Annotated in this window: 17 protein-coding genes; 10 read left to right on the plus strand and 7 right to left on the minus strand. The window is 69.4% G+C overall.

What is annotated here, in order from left to right:
• Positions 1-20: 20 nt before the first annotated feature.
• The 6 genes from KA711_02745 to KA711_02770 all read left to right on the plus strand — a co-directional run bounded on the left by KA711_02745 (position 21) and on the right by KA711_02770 (position 6,108).
• Positions 21-1,097, plus strand: a complete 1,077-nt coding sequence (locus KA711_02745) for a branched-chain amino acid ABC transporter permease (GenBank protein MCM0607902.1) — start codon at positions 21-23, stop codon at positions 1,095-1,097.
• A gap of 22 nt (positions 1,098-1,119) precedes the next feature.
• Positions 1,120-2,445 (plus strand): ABC transporter substrate-binding protein, encoded by a 1,326-nt coding sequence (locus KA711_02750; protein MCM0607903.1) that lies wholly within the window; start codon positions 1,120-1,122, stop codon positions 2,443-2,445.
• A gap of 122 nt (positions 2,446-2,567) precedes the next feature.
• Positions 2,568-3,377: an ABC transporter ATP-binding protein gene (locus tag KA711_02755; protein ID MCM0607904.1), complete on the plus strand. Its 810-nt coding sequence runs from the start codon at positions 2,568-2,570 to the stop codon at positions 3,375-3,377.
• Complete coding sequence (locus KA711_02760) at positions 3,374-3,676, plus strand: hypothetical protein (GenBank protein MCM0607905.1); 303 nt, start codon at positions 3,374-3,376, stop codon at positions 3,674-3,676. The genes KA711_02755 and KA711_02760 overlap by 4 nt, the downstream gene beginning before the upstream one ends.
• Before the next feature lie 92 nt (positions 3,677-3,768).
• The gene (locus tag KA711_02765; protein MCM0607906.1) at positions 3,769-4,986 is read left to right on the plus strand and encodes an AMP-binding protein; all 1,218 of its coding nucleotides are present in this window, start codon (positions 3,769-3,771) and stop codon (positions 4,984-4,986) included.
• A 153-nt stretch (positions 4,987-5,139) separates the two neighbouring features.
• The gene (locus KA711_02770) at positions 5,140-6,108 is read left to right on the plus strand and encodes a tripartite tricarboxylate transporter substrate binding protein BugD (protein ID MCM0607907.1); all 969 of its coding nucleotides are present in this window, start codon (positions 5,140-5,142) and stop codon (positions 6,106-6,108) included.
• Positions 6,109-6,189: 81 nt separating this feature from the next.
• Here KA711_02770 and dtd read toward each other — a convergent pair whose 3' ends face one another.
• Together dtd and KA711_02780 are read right to left on the minus strand one after the other, a co-directional pair.
• The gene (gene dtd / locus KA711_02775; protein ID MCM0607908.1) at positions 6,190-6,630 is read right to left on the minus strand and encodes a D-tyrosyl-tRNA(Tyr) deacylase; all 441 of its coding nucleotides are present in this window, start codon (positions 6,628-6,630) and stop codon (positions 6,190-6,192) included.
• Positions 6,631-6,666: 36 nt separating this feature from the next.
• Positions 6,667-7,926: a tyrosine--tRNA ligase gene (locus KA711_02780; protein MCM0607909.1), complete on the minus strand. Its 1,260-nt coding sequence runs from the start codon at positions 7,924-7,926 to the stop codon at positions 6,667-6,669.
• A gap of 243 nt (positions 7,927-8,169) precedes the next feature.
• Between KA711_02780 and KA711_02785 the strand changes: the two genes are divergently transcribed.
• Together KA711_02785 and KA711_02790 are read left to right on the plus strand one after the other, a co-directional pair.
• Entirely contained in the window at positions 8,170-9,537 is a 1,368-nt protein-coding gene (locus tag KA711_02785) for a M23 family metallopeptidase (GenBank protein ID MCM0607910.1), read from the plus strand.
• Between the two features lie 32 nt (positions 9,538-9,569).
• A complete protein-coding gene (locus tag KA711_02790) occupies positions 9,570-10,685 on the plus strand; it encodes an anhydro-N-acetylmuramic acid kinase (GenBank protein ID MCM0607911.1) in 1,116 nt (371 codons plus the stop codon).
• 167 nt (positions 10,686-10,852) lie between these two features.
• Here KA711_02790 and erpA read toward each other — a convergent pair whose 3' ends face one another.
• From erpA to rplM, 5 genes are all read right to left on the minus strand, one after another.
• Positions 10,853-11,227, minus strand: a complete 375-nt coding sequence (erpA, locus tag KA711_02795; GenBank protein ID MCM0607912.1) for an iron-sulfur cluster insertion protein ErpA — start codon at positions 11,225-11,227, stop codon at positions 10,853-10,855.
• 11 nt (positions 11,228-11,238) lie between these two features.
• Positions 11,239-11,640 (minus strand): polymer-forming cytoskeletal protein, encoded by a 402-nt coding sequence (locus KA711_02800; protein ID MCM0607913.1) that lies wholly within the window; start codon positions 11,638-11,640, stop codon positions 11,239-11,241.
• Positions 11,641-11,670: 30 nt separating this feature from the next.
• A complete protein-coding gene (locus tag KA711_02805; protein ID MCM0607914.1) occupies positions 11,671-12,378 on the minus strand; it encodes a hypothetical protein in 708 nt (235 codons plus the stop codon).
• Positions 12,379-12,486: 108 nt separating this feature from the next.
• Positions 12,487-12,879, minus strand: a complete 393-nt coding sequence (gene rpsI / locus KA711_02810; GenBank protein MCM0607915.1) for a 30S ribosomal protein S9 — start codon at positions 12,877-12,879, stop codon at positions 12,487-12,489.
• Between the two features lie 4 nt (positions 12,880-12,883).
• Positions 12,884-13,312 carry a 50S ribosomal protein L13 gene (gene rplM / locus KA711_02815; protein ID MCM0607916.1) on the minus strand — a complete coding sequence of 143 codons (429 nt, stop codon included), beginning with the start codon at positions 13,310-13,312 and terminating at the stop codon, positions 12,884-12,886.
• Positions 13,313-13,541: 229 nt separating this feature from the next.
• Here rplM and KA711_02820 point away from each other — a divergent pair, with 229 nt between their 5' ends.
• A complete protein-coding gene (locus KA711_02820) occupies positions 13,542-14,192 on the plus strand; it encodes a GNAT family N-acetyltransferase (GenBank protein ID MCM0607917.1) in 651 nt (216 codons plus the stop codon).
• The gene (locus tag KA711_02825; protein ID MCM0607918.1) at positions 14,189-14,563 is read left to right on the plus strand and encodes a translation initiation factor Sui1; all 375 of its coding nucleotides are present in this window, start codon (positions 14,189-14,191) and stop codon (positions 14,561-14,563) included. Before KA711_02820 ends, KA711_02825 begins: the two co-directional genes overlap by 4 nt.
• The last annotated feature ends 237 nt before the right edge of the window (positions 14,564-14,800 follow it).

Consider the following 14,800-nt stretch of genomic DNA (forward strand, 5'->3'; position numbering starts at 1 on the left):
CAGCGCGAACGGAGGCCTGAGTGCTCTACAGAGAAAACGGTCAGTTCAAGACCTCGTACACGAACGACTCGCAGGTCTTCCCGATCACGCAAGACCGCGTCGGCATCACGCTGCTGCTGGCCTTTGCCGTGATCGGCGTGCCGCTGCTGGCTGACGAGTACGCCTTCCGCGCCATCCTCATCCCCTTCCTCATCCTGTCGCTGGCCGCGCTCGGACTGAACATCCTCGTCGGCTACTGCGGCCAGGTGTCGCTGGGCACCGGTGCCTTCATGGCGGTGGGCGCCTACGCGGCCTACAACTTCATGGTGCGCATCGATGGCATGCCGCTGCTGGTGGCCATCCTGCTGGGCGGTGTCTGCGCCATGGTGGTGGGCGTGCTGTTCGGCATTCCCAGCCTGCGCATCAAGGGCCTGTACCTGGCGGTGGCCACGCTGGCGGCGCAGTTCTTCGTCGACTGGGCCTTCCTGCGCATCTCCTGGTTCACCAACAACTCGTCGTCAGGCTCGGTGTCGGTGAGCGGCCTCAACGTGTTCGGCATCGCCATCGACCAGCCGCACGAGAAGTACCTGCTGTGCCTGGGCGTCCTGATCGTCTTTGCCTGGATGGCCAAGAACCTGGTGCGCAGCCACATCGGCCGCGAGTGGATGGCCATCCGCGACATGGACGTGGCCGCCGCCGTGATCGGCATCCGCCCGGTGTACGCCAAGCTCACCGCGTTTGCCATCAGCAGCTTCTTTGTCGGCGTGGCCGGCGCGCTGTGGGGCTTCGTGCATCTGGGCTCGTGGGAGCCGGCGGCCTTCAGCATCGACCGCTCGTTCCAGCTGCTGTTCATGATCATCATCGGCGGCCTCGGCTCCATCATGGGCAGCTTCTTCGGCGCGGCGTTCATCGTCATCCTGCCGATCTTCCTGAACCAGTTTCTGCCCGCGCTCGGGGCTGTCGTCGGCGTCACCATCAGCACCGCGGCCATCGCGCACGCCGAGCTGATGATCTTCGGCGCGCTGATCGTTTTCTTCCTGATCGTCGAACCGCACGGCCTGGCACGACTCTGGTCGACCGCCAAGGAAAAGATGCGGCTGTGGCCCTTCCCTCACTGATTGCCAAACGGAGACACACACCATGAAGCTCAAGACCCTGGCCCTGGCCGCCACGCTGGCCGCTGCCGGCAGTCTGGCACCCCTTGCGTACGCGCAAGAGAAGGTGCAGTTCTTCCCCAGCCTCACCGGCCGCACCGGCCCGGTGGCGCCGAACGCCACGCCGTTTGCCAACGGCTATGCCGACTACATGAAACTCGTCAACGTGCGCGGCGGCATCAACGGCGTGAAGACGCTGGTCGAAGAGTGCGAAACCGCCTACGCCACCGACCGCGGCGTCGAGTGCTACGAGCGCCTGAAGGGCAAACACGGTGGCGCGACGGTGTTCCAGCCGCTGTCGACCGGCATCACCTTCGCGCTGACCGAGAAAGTGCCCGCCGACAAGATCCCGATGATCACCTCGGGCTACGGCCGCAGCGACAGCCAGGACGGCAGCATCTTCAAGTGGAACTTCCCGCTCATCGGCCACTACTGGGTGGCCGGCGACACGGTGCTGCAGCACATCGCCAAGCAAGAGGGCGGCTGGGACAAGCTGCGCGGCAAGAAGATCGCCGTCGTCTACCACGACAGCCCCTTCGGCAAGGAGCTGCTGCCCATCATCGAAGAGCGCCGCAAGATGCACGGCTTCGAGGTCCAGCTGCTGCCGGTGCCGGCGCCGGGCGTGGAGCAGAAGGCCGTGTGGCTGCAGGTGCGTCAGCAGCGCCCCGACTTTGTGGTGATGCAGACCTGGGGGGTGATGACGGCCACCGCCATCAAGGAAGCCGTGGCCACGGGCTACCCGCGCGAGAAGATGTTCGGCACCTGGTGGAGCGGCGCCGAACCCGACCTGAAGGACATCGGTGCCGCCGCCAAGGGCTACAGCGCGGTCATGATGCAGCACGGTGCCGAGCCAGGGGCCGCCGTGGTGAAGGAGATCCTCGACAAGGTGCACGCCAAGGGCCAGGGCACAGGCCCGAAGGACGAAGTCGGCCAGGTGCTGTACATGCGCGGCGTGGTCGGCGCGATGCTGGCGGTGGAAGGCGTGCGTGCCGCGCAAGAACGCTTCGGCAAGGGCAAGGTCGTCACCGGCGAGCAGGCACGCTGGGGCTACGAGAACCTCAACCTCACTCAGGCGAAGCTCGACGCACTCGGCTTCAAGGGGGTGATGCGCCCGGTGTCGACGAGCTGCTTCGACCACATGGGCTCGGCGTGGGCGCGAGTGCACACCTGGGACGGCGCCAAGTTCACCTGGTCATCTGACTGGCTGCAGGCCGACGAGCAGATCATCAAGCCGATGGTGCGCAGCTCGGCCGAGCGTTATGCGGCCGAGAAGAAGCTCACCAAGCGCGACCCCAAGGACTGCCAGTCTTGACCCACCCCCCGGAGCGCCTGACGGCGCTCCCCCCTCAAGGGGGGCGCCGCCAGCGGCCCGGCGAAGCCGGTTCCGCGGCGGCCGCTTGATGTCAGACCTTCACTTCGTTCGGTCAGCCCGCCATGAGTGCCCACATTCTTCTAAACGTTAACGGCATCGAGGTCATCTACAACCACGTGATCCTCGTGCTCAAGGGCGTTTCGCTGCGGGTGCCCGAGGGCGGGGTGGTCGCGCTGCTGGGTGGCAACGGCGCCGGCAAGACGACCACGCTGCGCGCGGTGAGCAACCTGCTCGCCGGCGAGCGGGGCGAGGTCACCAAGGGCTCGATCGAGCTGCGCGGCGAGCGCATCGAGAAGCTCAGCACCGCCGACATGGTGCAGCGCGGCGTGGTGCAGGTCATGGAGGGGCGGCATTGCTTCGCGCACCTCACGATCGAAGAGAACCTGATGACCGGCGCCTACACCCGCAAGGACGGCAAGGGCGCCGTCAGCGCCACCTTGGAGAAGGTCTACGACTACTTTCCGCGCCTGAAGACGCGGCGCACCAGCCAGGCCGCCTACACCTCGGGTGGCGAGCAGCAGATGTGCGCCATCGGCCGCGCACTGATGGCCAACCCGAAGATGGTGCTGCTCGACGAGCCCAGCATGGGCCTGGCGCCGCAGATCGTGGAAGAGGTGTTCGAGATCGTGAAGGACCTCAACACCAAGGAAAGAACCACCTTCCTGCTGGCCGAGCAGAACACCAATATGGCGCTGCGCTACGCCGACTACGGCTACATCCTCGAAAACGGCCGCATCGTGATGGACGGCGAGGCCAAGTCGCTGCGCGAGAACGAGGACGTCAAGGAGTTCTACCTGGGCATGGGCGGCGGTGACCGCAAGAGCTTCCGCGAGGTGAAGAGCTACAAGCGGCGCAAGCGCTGGCTGTCGTGAGCGCCGACGACGACTTCGGCTTCGCGCCGCCACCCTTCAACGCCGAGCACACGCTGGCGCAGATGAAGCGCGCGCTGCGCGACGCGAAGCTGGCCGAACGCGGGCCCGGCTTCGAGCTGCGCGGCCGACGGGTGGCCGAGCTCGCGGTGGTCGACGACGGCATCGAGGCCAGGCTGGCCCGCCGACTGGCGATGACACCGGAATGGGACCGCCGCGTGCTCAAGAACGCCAACGAGCAACGCCAGTGGCTCGACGACCTGAAGAAACGCCTGGCCCGCTGGGAATCCGGCGACGACTGAGCCCGTGAGGCCAAGAGATTGACGTGAACACAGCCCCCTCCGCCATCGACCCCCTGGCCCTGCGAGACCCCGCCGAGCGCGAGGCCTCGTTGATGGCCGCGCTGCCGGCGCAGTTGCGCGCTGCCCAGGCCCTGCCGGCGATGGCCGGGCTGCTCGCCGGCATCGACGCCGACACACTCACCAGCCGCGCCGCGCTGGCGCGCGTGCCGGTCACGCGCAAGCACACGCTGCTCGAGCGCCAGCAGGCGGCGCGCGAGGCCACTCCCGGCCGCGTGCACGACCCCTTCGGCGGCTTCAGCGCCATCGGCTGGCGGGCCACCGGCGCCACGCGCCGTGCGCGGCGCGTGTTCCAGTCGCCGGGCCCCATCTATGAACCTGAGGGCGAGGCCCCCGACCATTGGCACTGCGCGCGCGCCATGCAGGCCGCCGGCTTCGTGGCCGGCGATCTCGTGCACAACAGCTTCAGCTACCACCTGACGCCCGGCGCCTGGATCATGGAAAGTGGCGCGCTCGCCCTGGGCTGCACCGTGTTCCCCGGTGGCACCGGCCACACCGAGCTGCAGCTGCAGGCCATGCAGCACCTCGAGCCCGACGCCTACGCCGGCACGCCCAGCTTCCTGCGCATCCTGCTGGAGAAGGCGGCCGAGCTGGGCGTGGCGCTGCCGCGGCTGAGGAAGGCGATGCTCAGCGGCGAGGCCTTCCCGCCCAGCCTGCGCGACTGGCTGGCCGAACGCGGCGTGGCCGGCTACCAGGCCTACGCCACGGCCGAGTTCGGCGTCATCGCCTACGAGACGGCGGCACGCGAGGGGCTGGTGGTCGACGAGGCCGTGCTGGTGGAGATCGTCCGCCCCGGCACCGACGACCCTGTGTCCGACGGCGAGGTGGGCGAGGTCGTCGTCACCGCGCTCACGCCCGACTACCCGCTGCTGCGCTTTGGCACCGGCGACCTGTCGGCCGTGCTGCCCGGCCGCTGCCCCACAGGGCGCACCAACACCCGCATCAAGGGTTGGCTGGGCCGCGCCGACCAGACCGCCAAGGTGCGCGGGATGTTCGTGCACCCCAGCCAGGTGGCCGAGGTGCTCAAGCGACACCCCGAGCTCGGTCGCGCCCGTCTGGTGGTAGCCGGCGAGATGGCCGCCGACACGATGACGCTGCGCGTGGAGGCGGGCTCGCGCCCCACCGGACTGGCCGAGGCCGTGGCCACGAGCGTGCGCGAGGTGACCAAACTGCGGGCCGAGATCGAGCTGGTGGAGCCGGGCAGCCTGCCCAACGACGGCAAGGTCATCGAAGACGCCCGCAGCTACCGCTGAAGACCGGGCTGGCATCACGCCTGCGCAGCGGCCGGCCGGCAGGCGCTGCTTCACCCCGAGACGATCCGGGAGATAGGTAGTTTCCACGCGGCACCGGTGGGCGGCTTGCCTACCATCTGCGCCCAGCATTCCGTCACCTGTGGAGACCAACGCATGAAGAAGAGCCTCGTTGCCCTGGCCACCGTCGTCATCAGCGGTGCCGCGATGGCCTGGCCCGAAAAGCCCATCACCATCGTCGTGCCCTTCGCCGCCGGAGGCCCCACCGACAAGGTGGCGCGCGACTTCGGCGTGGCGGTGCAGAAGCAGATCCCGAACTCGACCGTCATCATCGAGAACGTCGGTGGTGCCGGCGGCACGCTGGGCGCTGCGCGCGTGGCCAAGGCCGCGCCGGACGGCCACACCTTCCTGCTGCACCACATCGGCATGGCCACCAGCCCGGCCCTGTACCGCAACCTGCCCTACAAGACGCTCGACGACTTCGAGTACGTGGGCATGATCAACGAAGTGCCGATGACGCTGGTCGGCCGCAGCACATTGCCGGCGAACAACTACGCCGAGCTCGTGCGCTGGCTCGAGGCCAACCGCGGCAAGATCAACCTGGCCAACGCCGGCCTGGGCGCTGCCTCGCACCTGTGCGGGCTGCTGTTCCAGCAGGCCGTCAAGATCGACATGACGACGATCCCCTACAAGGGCACGGGTCCGGCCATGACCGACCTGCTCGGCGGCCAGGTCGACCTGATGTGCGACCAGACCACCAACACCACGCAGCAGATCGCGGGCGGCAAGGTCAAGGCCTTCGCGGTGACGACCAGCCGGCGCCTGAGCACCCCGGCCCTGGCCAGCCTGCCCACCCTGGACGAAGCCGGCCTGAAGGGCTTCAACGTCAGCGTCTGGCACGGCCTTTACGCGCCCAAGGGCACGCCGGCCGCCGTGCTGACGCGTGTGAACACGGCGCTGAAGGCCGCGATCAAGGACACGGCTTTCGTGTCGAGCATGGAGTCGCTGGGCGCGGTGATCGTCAACGACGCTCGCATCAACCCCGCCGAGCACAAGCGCTTCGTCGAGACCGAGATCGCCAAGTGGGGCCCGGTGATCCGCGCGGCTGGGGAATACGCGGACTGAAGGCCGCTGTGCCACAAGAAGAGGCCGCCCGACCGGGCGGCTTTTTTGTCGGCGGTCTTCCTGGCGTCCAGGGCACCGGTGTCAGCGCAGCGTGATCGGGATCGTCACCGGCCCGTCGTTCACCAGGTGGACCTGCATGTCGGCACCGAACTCGCCTGCCTCGACCCGGCCCAGGCGCAGACGGGCCTGGGCCAGCACCGCCTCATAGAGCACGCGGCCCAGGGCCGGCGGCGCGGCACCGGTGAAGCTGGGCCGGTTGCCGCCGCTGAGGTCGGCAGCCAGCGTGAACTGGCTCACCACGAGCAGCGCGCCGCCGACGTCCTGCACGCTGTGGTTCATCTTGCCGGCCTCGTCGGCAAAGATGCGCAGCTTCGCGATCTTGTCCACGAGCCTCGCGGCCGTGGCCCCGGTGTCCGCAGGCTCAGCGCACACCAGCACCAGCAAGCCCGGGCCGATGGCGCCGGTGACGCGGCCGGCCATCTCCACGCGCGCCTCGCGGACGCGCTGCACGAGGGCGATCATGCGGCCTGCCTCGGATCGGCCGACGCGGTCCGCCCCTCAGGCGGTCAGCGTGACGCGCGCGAACTTGCGCTTGCCCACCTGCACCACCACCGTGCCGGCGCCGACCTTCAGGCCCTTGTCGGAGACCGCGCCGCCGTCGATGCGCACGCCGCCCTGCTCGACCATCCGCAGGCCCTCGTTGGTGCTGGGCACCAGCCCGGCCGCCTTGAGCAGCGTGCCGATGGGCATGGGGGCGCCGGACAGCGCCACCTCGGGCACCTCGTCAGGGATGCCGCCCGCGGCGCGGCGCTGGAAATCCGCCTCGGCGTCGTCGGCCGCCTTCGCCGAGTGGAAGCGTGCGGTGATCTCCTTGGCGAGCATCACCTTGGCGTCCTTCGGGTTGCGGCCGGCCTCGACCTCGCGCCGGAGCGCCGCGATCTCGGCCTCGGGGCGGAAGCTCAGCAGCGTGAACCAGCGCCACATCGGCGCGTCGGCGATGCTCAGCACCTTGGCGAACATGGTGTTGGCGTCTTCGGTGATGCCGATGTAGTTGTTCTTGCTCTTCGACATCTTCTCGACGCCGTCGAGGCCCTCGAGCAGCGGCATCGTCAGGATGCACTGAGGCTCCTGGCCGTACTCCTGCTGCAGCGCGCGGCCCACGAGCAGGTTGAACTTTTGGTCGGTGCCGCCGAGCTCGAGATCGCTCTTCAAGGCCACCGAGTCGTAGCCCTGCATCAGCGGGTACAGCAACTCGTGAATGCTGATCGGCGTGCCAGCCCTGTGGCGCCTGGTGAAGTCGTCACGCTCCAGGAGCCGCGCCAGGGTGTACCGGGCCGAGAGTTGGATGAGTCCGCGTGTGCCGAGCGCGTCGGACCACTCGCTGTTGTAGCGGATCTCGGTCTTGGCCGGGTCGAGCACCAGGCTCGCCTGCTGATAGTAGGTGCTGGCGTTGGCCTCGATCTGTTCCCTCGTGAGCGGCGGGCGTGTGGTGTTGCGGCCCGAAGGGTCGCCGATCATCGACGTGAAGTCGCCGATGAGAAAGATCACCGTATGCCCCAGGTCCTGCAGCTGGCGCATCTTGTTCAGGACCACCGTGTGGCCGATATGGATGTCGGGGGCGGTCGGATCCAGGCCGAGCTTGATGCGCAGCGGCTGGCCGGTGGCCTCGCTGCGGGCCAGTTTTTTCAGCCAGTCGGCCTCGGGGAGCAGTTCTTCGCAGCCGCGACGCGACACGGCCAGGGCTTCGCGCGTGCGGTCGGTGACCGGGAAGTCCGGGCCGCTGGCCGGCACACGCGCGGTGGCCTGGGGCTGTGACATGGGATTTCGAAGGGGGATTTCGTGAAGGGGAGCGAGGGTGCCCGCCGCTATACTCGACGCCCCGGATCACGTGAGGGGTGCAGTCAGCGCAGAGCGCTTCCCGGCGCACCCGCACATTCTAGTGGACGGGCCCCGCCGGCGCTGCCCTCGTGGCCGTGGCTGGCGCCCTCGAACCCGTCCCCGGCCCGCTCGCGGGCGACCGTGCCCGACAACGCCCGCCACACGCTGCCGTAGCCGCCCGCGATGCCGCCCCGCACTTTCCGCGAACACCTCGAGTCCCTGGCGCGCCGCCATCGCGGCACGCTGGTGGCGGCCGGCGTGGCGCTGCTGGCCGGTTTTGGCATCACGGCCATCGCCGTGGCCCCGCTGGCGCCGGATGCGGCCGACCTGCCGCGCCGCAGCATCACCGAGACCGTGACGCCGCCGGACTTGTCGGCCCAGCTTGAGGCCCTGGCGGCACACACCCTCACCTTGACACGCAGCGACGTCACCCGTAGCACCGACACCGCCGAGGCGCTGCTCTCGCGGCTTGGTGTGCGCGATGTCCTGGCGGCCGACTTCCTGCGCAGCGACGCCACGGCGCGGCAGTTGCTCAGCGGCCGCGGCGGCCGGCTGGTGCAGGTGCAGACCACGGCCGAAGGTTTCCTCGAAGAACTCGTCGCGCGCTGGCCGAGCGCCGCTGCAGACGCCGGCCGCACGCACTTCACGCGGCTGACCATGCGTCGCGGCCCGGATGGCCGCTGGACCGCCGAGACCGCCACCGCCGCTTATGGCACCGAGCAGCGCCTGGCCAGCGGCACCATCGCCTCCACCCTGTTTGCCGCCACCGACGACGCCGGGCTCCCAGACACCGTGGCGGCGCAGATCGCCGACATCTTCTCCACCCAAATCGATTTCCACCGCGAGCTGCGCCGCGGCGACAGCTTCAGCGTCGTCTACGAGTCCCTGACCGCCGACGGCCAGCCCGTGCCCTGGAACGAGGGTGCCGGCCGCGTGCTGGCGGCGGAGTTCGTCAACGGCGGTCGCGCGCACCATGCCGTGTGGTTCACGCGCGAAGACGGCCGCGGCGGCTACTACGGCGCCGACGGCCGCAGCCTGCGCCGCAGTTTCCTGGCCAGCCCGATGGAGTTTTCACGGGTCACCTCGGGCTTCGCGATGCGCTTCCATCCGCTGCTGCAGCGCTGGCGCCAACACCTCGGCGTGGACTACGCGGCCCCGGTGGGCACGCCGGTGCGGACGGTGGCCGATGGCGTCGTGAGCTTCTCGGGCTGGCAGAACGGCTACGGCAGGACGATCGAGATCGACCACGGCAACGGCAGGACGACGCTCTACGCCCACCTCAGTCGCCATGACGTCAAGCGCGGCCAGCGCGTGCAGCAGGGACAGCGCATCGGTGCCGTGGGCATGACCGGCTGGACCACCGGGCCGCACCTGCACTTCGAGTTCCGCGTCAACGGCACACATCAGGATCCGCTGCGCATCGCCAAGGCCTCTGAAGCCGGGGTGCTGGACGGCGCGTCGCGCCCGCGCTTCGACCAGATGGTGCTGCAAGTGCGCAACAAGCTTGAGCTGGCCGAGTCGCTGACCGCCCCGGTCGTCGCCTCCCGTTGACGGCGGGCCGCCAACGCGGCGATGTCGCGACGATGACAGCCTGGATCGGCCTGATGTCGGGCTCTTCGCTCGACGGCGTCGACGGCGTGCTGGCGCTCGAAGAGAACCGCGGCGTGCTGCGCGGCTGTGCCCACGTGCACCTGGACTTTGCGCTCGAATTGCGCGCCGAGCTGCTGGCGCTGAACAGCCCCGGCAACAACGAGCTGCACCGTGCGGCTCTCGCCACGAACGCGCTGATGCAGGTGTACGCCGAGGCGGTGGCGACACTGCTGAGTCGCACCAGCCTAGCGCGCGCGTCCGTTCGGGCCATCGGCGCCCATGGCCAGACGGTACGCCACCGGCCTGGCGAGTTCGACGGCAGTGGCTACACGCTGCAGCTCGTCAACGGCGCACTGCTGTCCGAGCGGGCCGGCATCGATGTGGTCTGCGACTTTCGCAGCCGCGACGTCGCGGCCGGCGGCCAGGGCGCACCGCTGGTCCCGGCCTTCCACGCCGCGCGCTTCGGCCGCGCGGGCGAGTCGCTGGCGGTGCTCAACATCGGCGGCATCGCCAATCTCAGCCTGCTCGATGCCGACGGCGGCGTGCGCGGCTTCGACTGCGGGCCGGGCAACGTGTTGATGGATGCGTGGATCCAGCGCCACCGCGGCGAGGCTTTCGACGACGATGGCGCCTGGGCCGCCCGTGGCCGACCGCTGCCGGCATTGCTGGCGTGCTGCCTGGACGAGCCTTACCTGTCGAAGGCGCCGCCCAAGAGCACGGGGCGGGATCTGTTCACGCCCGACTGGCTGACCCCGCGGCTCGACGCGGCCGGTGCCACCGCGGCCGATCCCGCTGACGTGATGGCCACGCTGGCGGAGTTCACGGCCACCGCCGCCGTGCAGGCCCTGCGGACGCAGCAGCGAGGCACGACGAGGCTGGTGGTCTGCGGGGGCGGCGCCTGGAATGCCCACGTGATGCGGCGCCTGACGGCACTGTCTGGCCTGCCGGTGGTGTCGAGCGCCGCCGAGGGTGTGCCGCCCGAACAGGTGGAGGCCATGGCCTTCGCATGGTTAGCCCGAGCCTGCGTGCGGCGCGAGCCTGGCAATGTGCCCGCCGTCACGGGCGCGGCCGGGCCGCGGGTGCTGGGAGCTCTTTACCAAGCGGGCTAGGAGCGTGGGCGGCAGAAATCCAGCCCCGGCCCCTCGGGTTGGGCCGATTTCGGGGCCCATGCGGCGTTGCCACGCTGGCCCGGGCGCACAGCCCGGGCTGCGCGCGGCGCCTGGCCTGGGCCCCGAAGTCGGCCCAACGCGGGGCTGGATTTCTGCCGCCCACGCTCCTAGACTGAGAACGACGACCCGCAGCCGCAGGTCGTCGAGGCGTTCGGGTTCTTGATCACGAACTGCGCACCCTGGAGGTCTTCCTTGTAGTCGATCTCGGCGCCCATCAGGTACTGCAGGCTCATGGCATCGATCAGCAGCGTGACACCGTTCTTGGACATCTGCGTGTCGTCTTCGTTGACAAGCTCGTCGAAAGTGAACCCGTACTGAAAACCCGAGCAGCCGCCGCCCTGCACGAAAACGCGCAGCTTGAGTTCGGGGTTGCCTTCCTCGGCCACCAGATCGGCCACTTTGGCCGCGGCGCTGTCGGTGAAGATCAGCGGCACCGGCATCTCGTCGGTGGCGGTGGGCAGGGCTTCGGCGATGGCGTTCATCCACTTCTCCTTCAGGCTTCGTTGGACGCAGCAAGCTTGAGTGCGGGCTTCTCGGCGCTCTTCAGCGGCTTGAGCTCGCCGTCGACCAGCGCCCCGGGATGCACTTCCAGCAACTCGTAGCGAATGTCCCCGGTGACGCGAGCCTTGGGCTGCAACTCGAGCATCTCGGTGCTGTGCACGGGACCACACACTTCACCGCTGATGATCACATGGCTGGCCGCCACCCTCCCGTGCACCCGGGCATTGTCGCCGATCACCAGGATGCTGCGGCCATCGCCGTCGGCGATCACGTCGCCGTTCACCTGGCCGTCGATGCGCAGCCCCTCGCGGAAGCGGACGGAGCCCTGAAACACCATGCCGTCACCGATGAGGCTGCGGATGGGGGGTGGGCGCTTCTTGCCGAGCCAGCTCATGAAGGGTACTCCTGTGTTCGGGGGCAGCGGCTACAGCCGCACCGCCTGGGTGGCGCGGGTCGCGCCCTGATCGTCCAAGACCCGCACCTCCAGGCTTTTTATCACGGCGCCGGGCGGGTGATCGACAAGGCCTGAGACGCGCGTGACACGGCGCAACTTCAGCGGCCTGGGGCCGCCGGGCAAACGCTGCTGCCAGGCCTTGCCCTCCAGCTGACCGGTGAGCAGCACCTCATAACGGCCGCGGAACTCCGCCTCGCCCTTGGCCTGGTGCACCAGCAGCAGCTGGTAGCGAAGCTGCCCCGGCGCCTGTGGCTCGGCCGACAGCCCACGCACCTGCAAGCCCTCGCCGGTAGCCGGAATCAGACGCTGGAAGAACCCCAGCTCGTCCTGCAGGGCCTGTTTGTCCAGCTCCAGCTGCCGCACCTGCTGCACGAGCCGCTCCTGCGCGGCGCGCTCGGCCGTCAACAGGCTGTCGGCGGCGTTCGCGATCTGCTGCGCCTGACCGTGGCGCTCCTTCAACATCGCCAACTCGCCACTCAGTGCGGTCAGCTCTTCCTTGGCGCCGCGGTCCAGGCCGGCAATCTCTTTGCCGAATTCGAAGGCCCACAGGGCGATGGCGGCCGAGAAACCCAGCACCACGGCCAGCGCCGCCCAGCGCAGCGGCCAGGGCAGGTGGCTGCGCACGATCATGCGCGGCGCACTCACCGACAGCCGGCGACGCAGCAACTTCCAGCGCATCGCCCGTCAGAGCCTCGGTCTGGCCAAGCGACCGCCGCGGATCCGGGTCAGCATCCGCCAGCGGTGCCCCCTCGAGGGGGCGCGCGAAGCGCGTAGGGAGGGAACCAATCAGCGCTTGCTGAACTGCTTGCGGCGCCGCGCGCCGTGCAGGCCGACCTTCTTGCGCTCCACCTCGCGCGCATCGCGCGTGACGAAGCCGGCGCGGCTGAGTTCGCTCTTGAGCGCCGCGTCGTAGTCGATCAGCGCACGGGTGATGCCGTGGCGCACCGCGCCGGCCTGACCGGATTCACCGCCGCCGTGCACGTTGATCTTGATGTCGAAGCCCTCGTTGTTGCCCGTCAGCAGCAGCGGCTGGCGGACGATCATGATCGAGGTCTGACGGCCAAAGTAGGCGTCGATGGGCTTGCCGTTGATGACGATCTGGCCCGAGCCCTTCTTCATGAAGACTCGTGCCACGCTCGACTTGCGGCGGCCGGTGCCGTAGTTCCAGGTTCCGATCATCGCGTCAGATCTCCAGCGCCTTGGGTTGCTGAGCGGCATGGGGGTGCTCGGCACCGGCATACACCTTCAGCTTCTTGACCATCGCGTAGCCCAGCGGGCCCTTGGGCAGCATGCCCTTCACGGCCTTCTCAAGGGCGCGGCCGGGGTGCTTGGCCTGCATGTCCTTGAACGGCGTGGCATAGATGCCGCCCGGGTAGCCCGAGTGGCGGTAGTAAATCTTGTCCGTGGCCTTGGCCCCGGTGACGCGGATCTTGTCGGCGTTGACGACGATGATGAAATCACCGGTGTCGACGTGAGGCGTGTAGATGGCCTTGTGCTTGCCGCGCAAACGGCGTGCTGCTTCGCTGGCAACACGACCGAGCACCTTGTCGGTGGCGTCAATCACAAACCACTCGTGCTTCACCTCGGCCGGCTTGGCGCTGAAGGTCTTCATGAGGGTCTTTCGATGCTTCGGAGGATGGGGCCGCCAGCAGGGCCTCCGGTGCCGTCTCGGGCGGACGGCCTCTCGGGATGACGGGCGGTTCTTGCCCGGCCGAATCCGGGAAAGCCCGCCAGTATAGCCGCAACCGGGGCAATCCTGGCGCAGGCCCTGAAAGCGCCCGCTGCGAAGGTTGACGCGCTGTTTGAGGGTAAACCCTAGATTGATGGGCTAGCATGTGACCATGACTCCCCGCGACGACCTGCTGCACACCACCCTCCCGGACGTGCCGGCCCCCCGCTGGCTGCTGCCGGGCTGGCTGCCGGTGCGCACGCTGAGCGAGCGCCACCGCGAGCGGGTGCTCACCCACCTGTTGGCGCTGGACGAGCTCGACCGCCACCGCCGCTTCGGCCAGGTGGCCACCGACGAGCAGATCCGTGGCTATGTCGACCGCATCGACTTCGCCCGCGACGAGCTGTTCGGCGTGTTCGACGCGCGGCTGCGGCTGGTGGCCATGGCGCATCTCGCGTACTCGGCCGATGGCGCACGCGACGCGGCCTCGGCCGAGTTCGGCGTCTCGGTGCTGCCGCGCGGCCGCGGGGGCAGGCTCGGCCGCCGGCTGTTCGAGCTGTCGGTGCTGCACGCCCGCAACCGCGGCGCGCACACGTTGGTGATCCACCTGGCGCGCGACAACGCGCCGATGCTGGCCATCGTGCGGCGCTCGGGCGCGGCGGTGCGCTACGAAGTCAACGACGCCGTCGCCCACCTGACACTGCCTGACGACAGCCTGCGCAGCCACCTCGGCGCACTGGCCGAGAGCGGCGCTGCCAACCTGGACTACCGCCTCAAGCGCACCGCGCTGCGCTGGCGCGCGCGGCGGGGCATGGCAGCATGAGGGACATGAGCCCACCGCCCGGCGCTACGCGCCTCGTCTACTCCACCGATGGCGGCCGCACCTGCCCGCAGTGCCGCCAGCCCCTGGCGGCCTGCGGCTGCACCGCCGCACAGGCGCAGCAACTGCGCGGCGACGGCCGCGTGCGCGTGGGCCGCGAGAGCGCCGGCCGCGGCGGCAAGACGGTGACGGTGGTGCGAGGCCTGGCGCTCGCCGACGCGCAGATCGCCGAGCTCGGCAAACGGCTGCGCAGCGCCTGCGGCACCGGCGGCACGGCCAAGGACGGCGTCATCGAGATCCAGGGCGACCACATCGAGCGTGTGCTGGCCCTGCTGCTGAAGGACGGCCACGCCGCCAAGCGAACCGGGGGATGAAGCGGGCCCCCAGGCTCGCTGCGCTCGCCGCCCCCCAAGGGGGCCGTGTCGCGGACCGGCCAAGCCGGATCCGCTTCGACCGGGCCCCCAGGCTCGCTGCGCTCGCCGCCCCCCAAGGGGGCCGTGTCGCGGACCGGCCAAGCCGGATCCGCTTCGACCGGGCCCCCAGGCTCGCTGCGCTCGCCGCCCCCCAAGGGGGCCGTGTCGCGGACCGGCCAAGCCGGATCCGCGACGGCT

Source organism: Ideonella sp. WA131b (assembly GCA_023657425.1).
Classification (GTDB): domain Bacteria; phylum Pseudomonadota; class Gammaproteobacteria; order Burkholderiales; family Burkholderiaceae_C; genus Rubrivivax.

Excerpts from the sequence above, each read along its gene's own strand:
- rplM (MCM0607916.1), bottom strand. The coding sequence starts at position 13,312 with ATGAAGACCTTCAGCGCCAAGCCGGCCGAGGTGAAGCACGAGTGGTTT.
- KA711_02820 (MCM0607917.1), top strand. The coding sequence starts at position 13,542 with ATGACTCCCCGCGACGACCTGCTGCACACCACCCTCCCGGACGTGCCG.
- dtd (MCM0607908.1), bottom strand. The coding sequence starts at position 6,630 with ATGATCGCCCTCGTGCAGCGCGTCCGCGAGGCGCGCGTGGAGATGGCC.
- KA711_02790 (MCM0607911.1), top strand. The coding sequence starts at position 9,570 with ATGACAGCCTGGATCGGCCTGATGTCGGGCTCTTCGCTCGACGGCGTC.
- KA711_02825 (MCM0607918.1), top strand. The coding sequence starts at position 14,189 with ATGAGGGACATGAGCCCACCGCCCGGCGCTACGCGCCTCGTCTACTCC.
- KA711_02805 (MCM0607914.1), bottom strand. The coding sequence starts at position 12,378 with ATGCGCTGGAAGTTGCTGCGTCGCCGGCTGTCGGTGAGTGCGCCGCGC.
- erpA (MCM0607912.1), bottom strand. The coding sequence starts at position 11,227 with ATGAACGCCATCGCCGAAGCCCTGCCCACCGCCACCGACGAGATGCCG.
- KA711_02785 (MCM0607910.1), top strand. The coding sequence starts at position 8,170 with ATGCCGCCCCGCACTTTCCGCGAACACCTCGAGTCCCTGGCGCGCCGC.
- KA711_02765 (MCM0607906.1), top strand. The coding sequence starts at position 3,769 with ATGGCCGCGCTGCCGGCGCAGTTGCGCGCTGCCCAGGCCCTGCCGGCG.
- KA711_02800 (MCM0607913.1), bottom strand. The coding sequence starts at position 11,640 with ATGAGCTGGCTCGGCAAGAAGCGCCCACCCCCCATCCGCAGCCTCATC.
- KA711_02750 (MCM0607903.1), top strand. The coding sequence starts at position 1,120 with ATGAAGCTCAAGACCCTGGCCCTGGCCGCCACGCTGGCCGCTGCCGGC.
- KA711_02780 (MCM0607909.1), bottom strand. The coding sequence starts at position 7,926 with ATGTCACAGCCCCAGGCCACCGCGCGTGTGCCGGCCAGCGGCCCGGAC.
- rpsI (MCM0607915.1), bottom strand. The coding sequence starts at position 12,879 with ATGATCGGAACCTGGAACTACGGCACCGGCCGCCGCAAGTCGAGCGTG.
- KA711_02770 (MCM0607907.1), top strand. The coding sequence starts at position 5,140 with ATGAAGAAGAGCCTCGTTGCCCTGGCCACCGTCGTCATCAGCGGTGCC.
- KA711_02755 (MCM0607904.1), top strand. The coding sequence starts at position 2,568 with ATGAGTGCCCACATTCTTCTAAACGTTAACGGCATCGAGGTCATCTAC.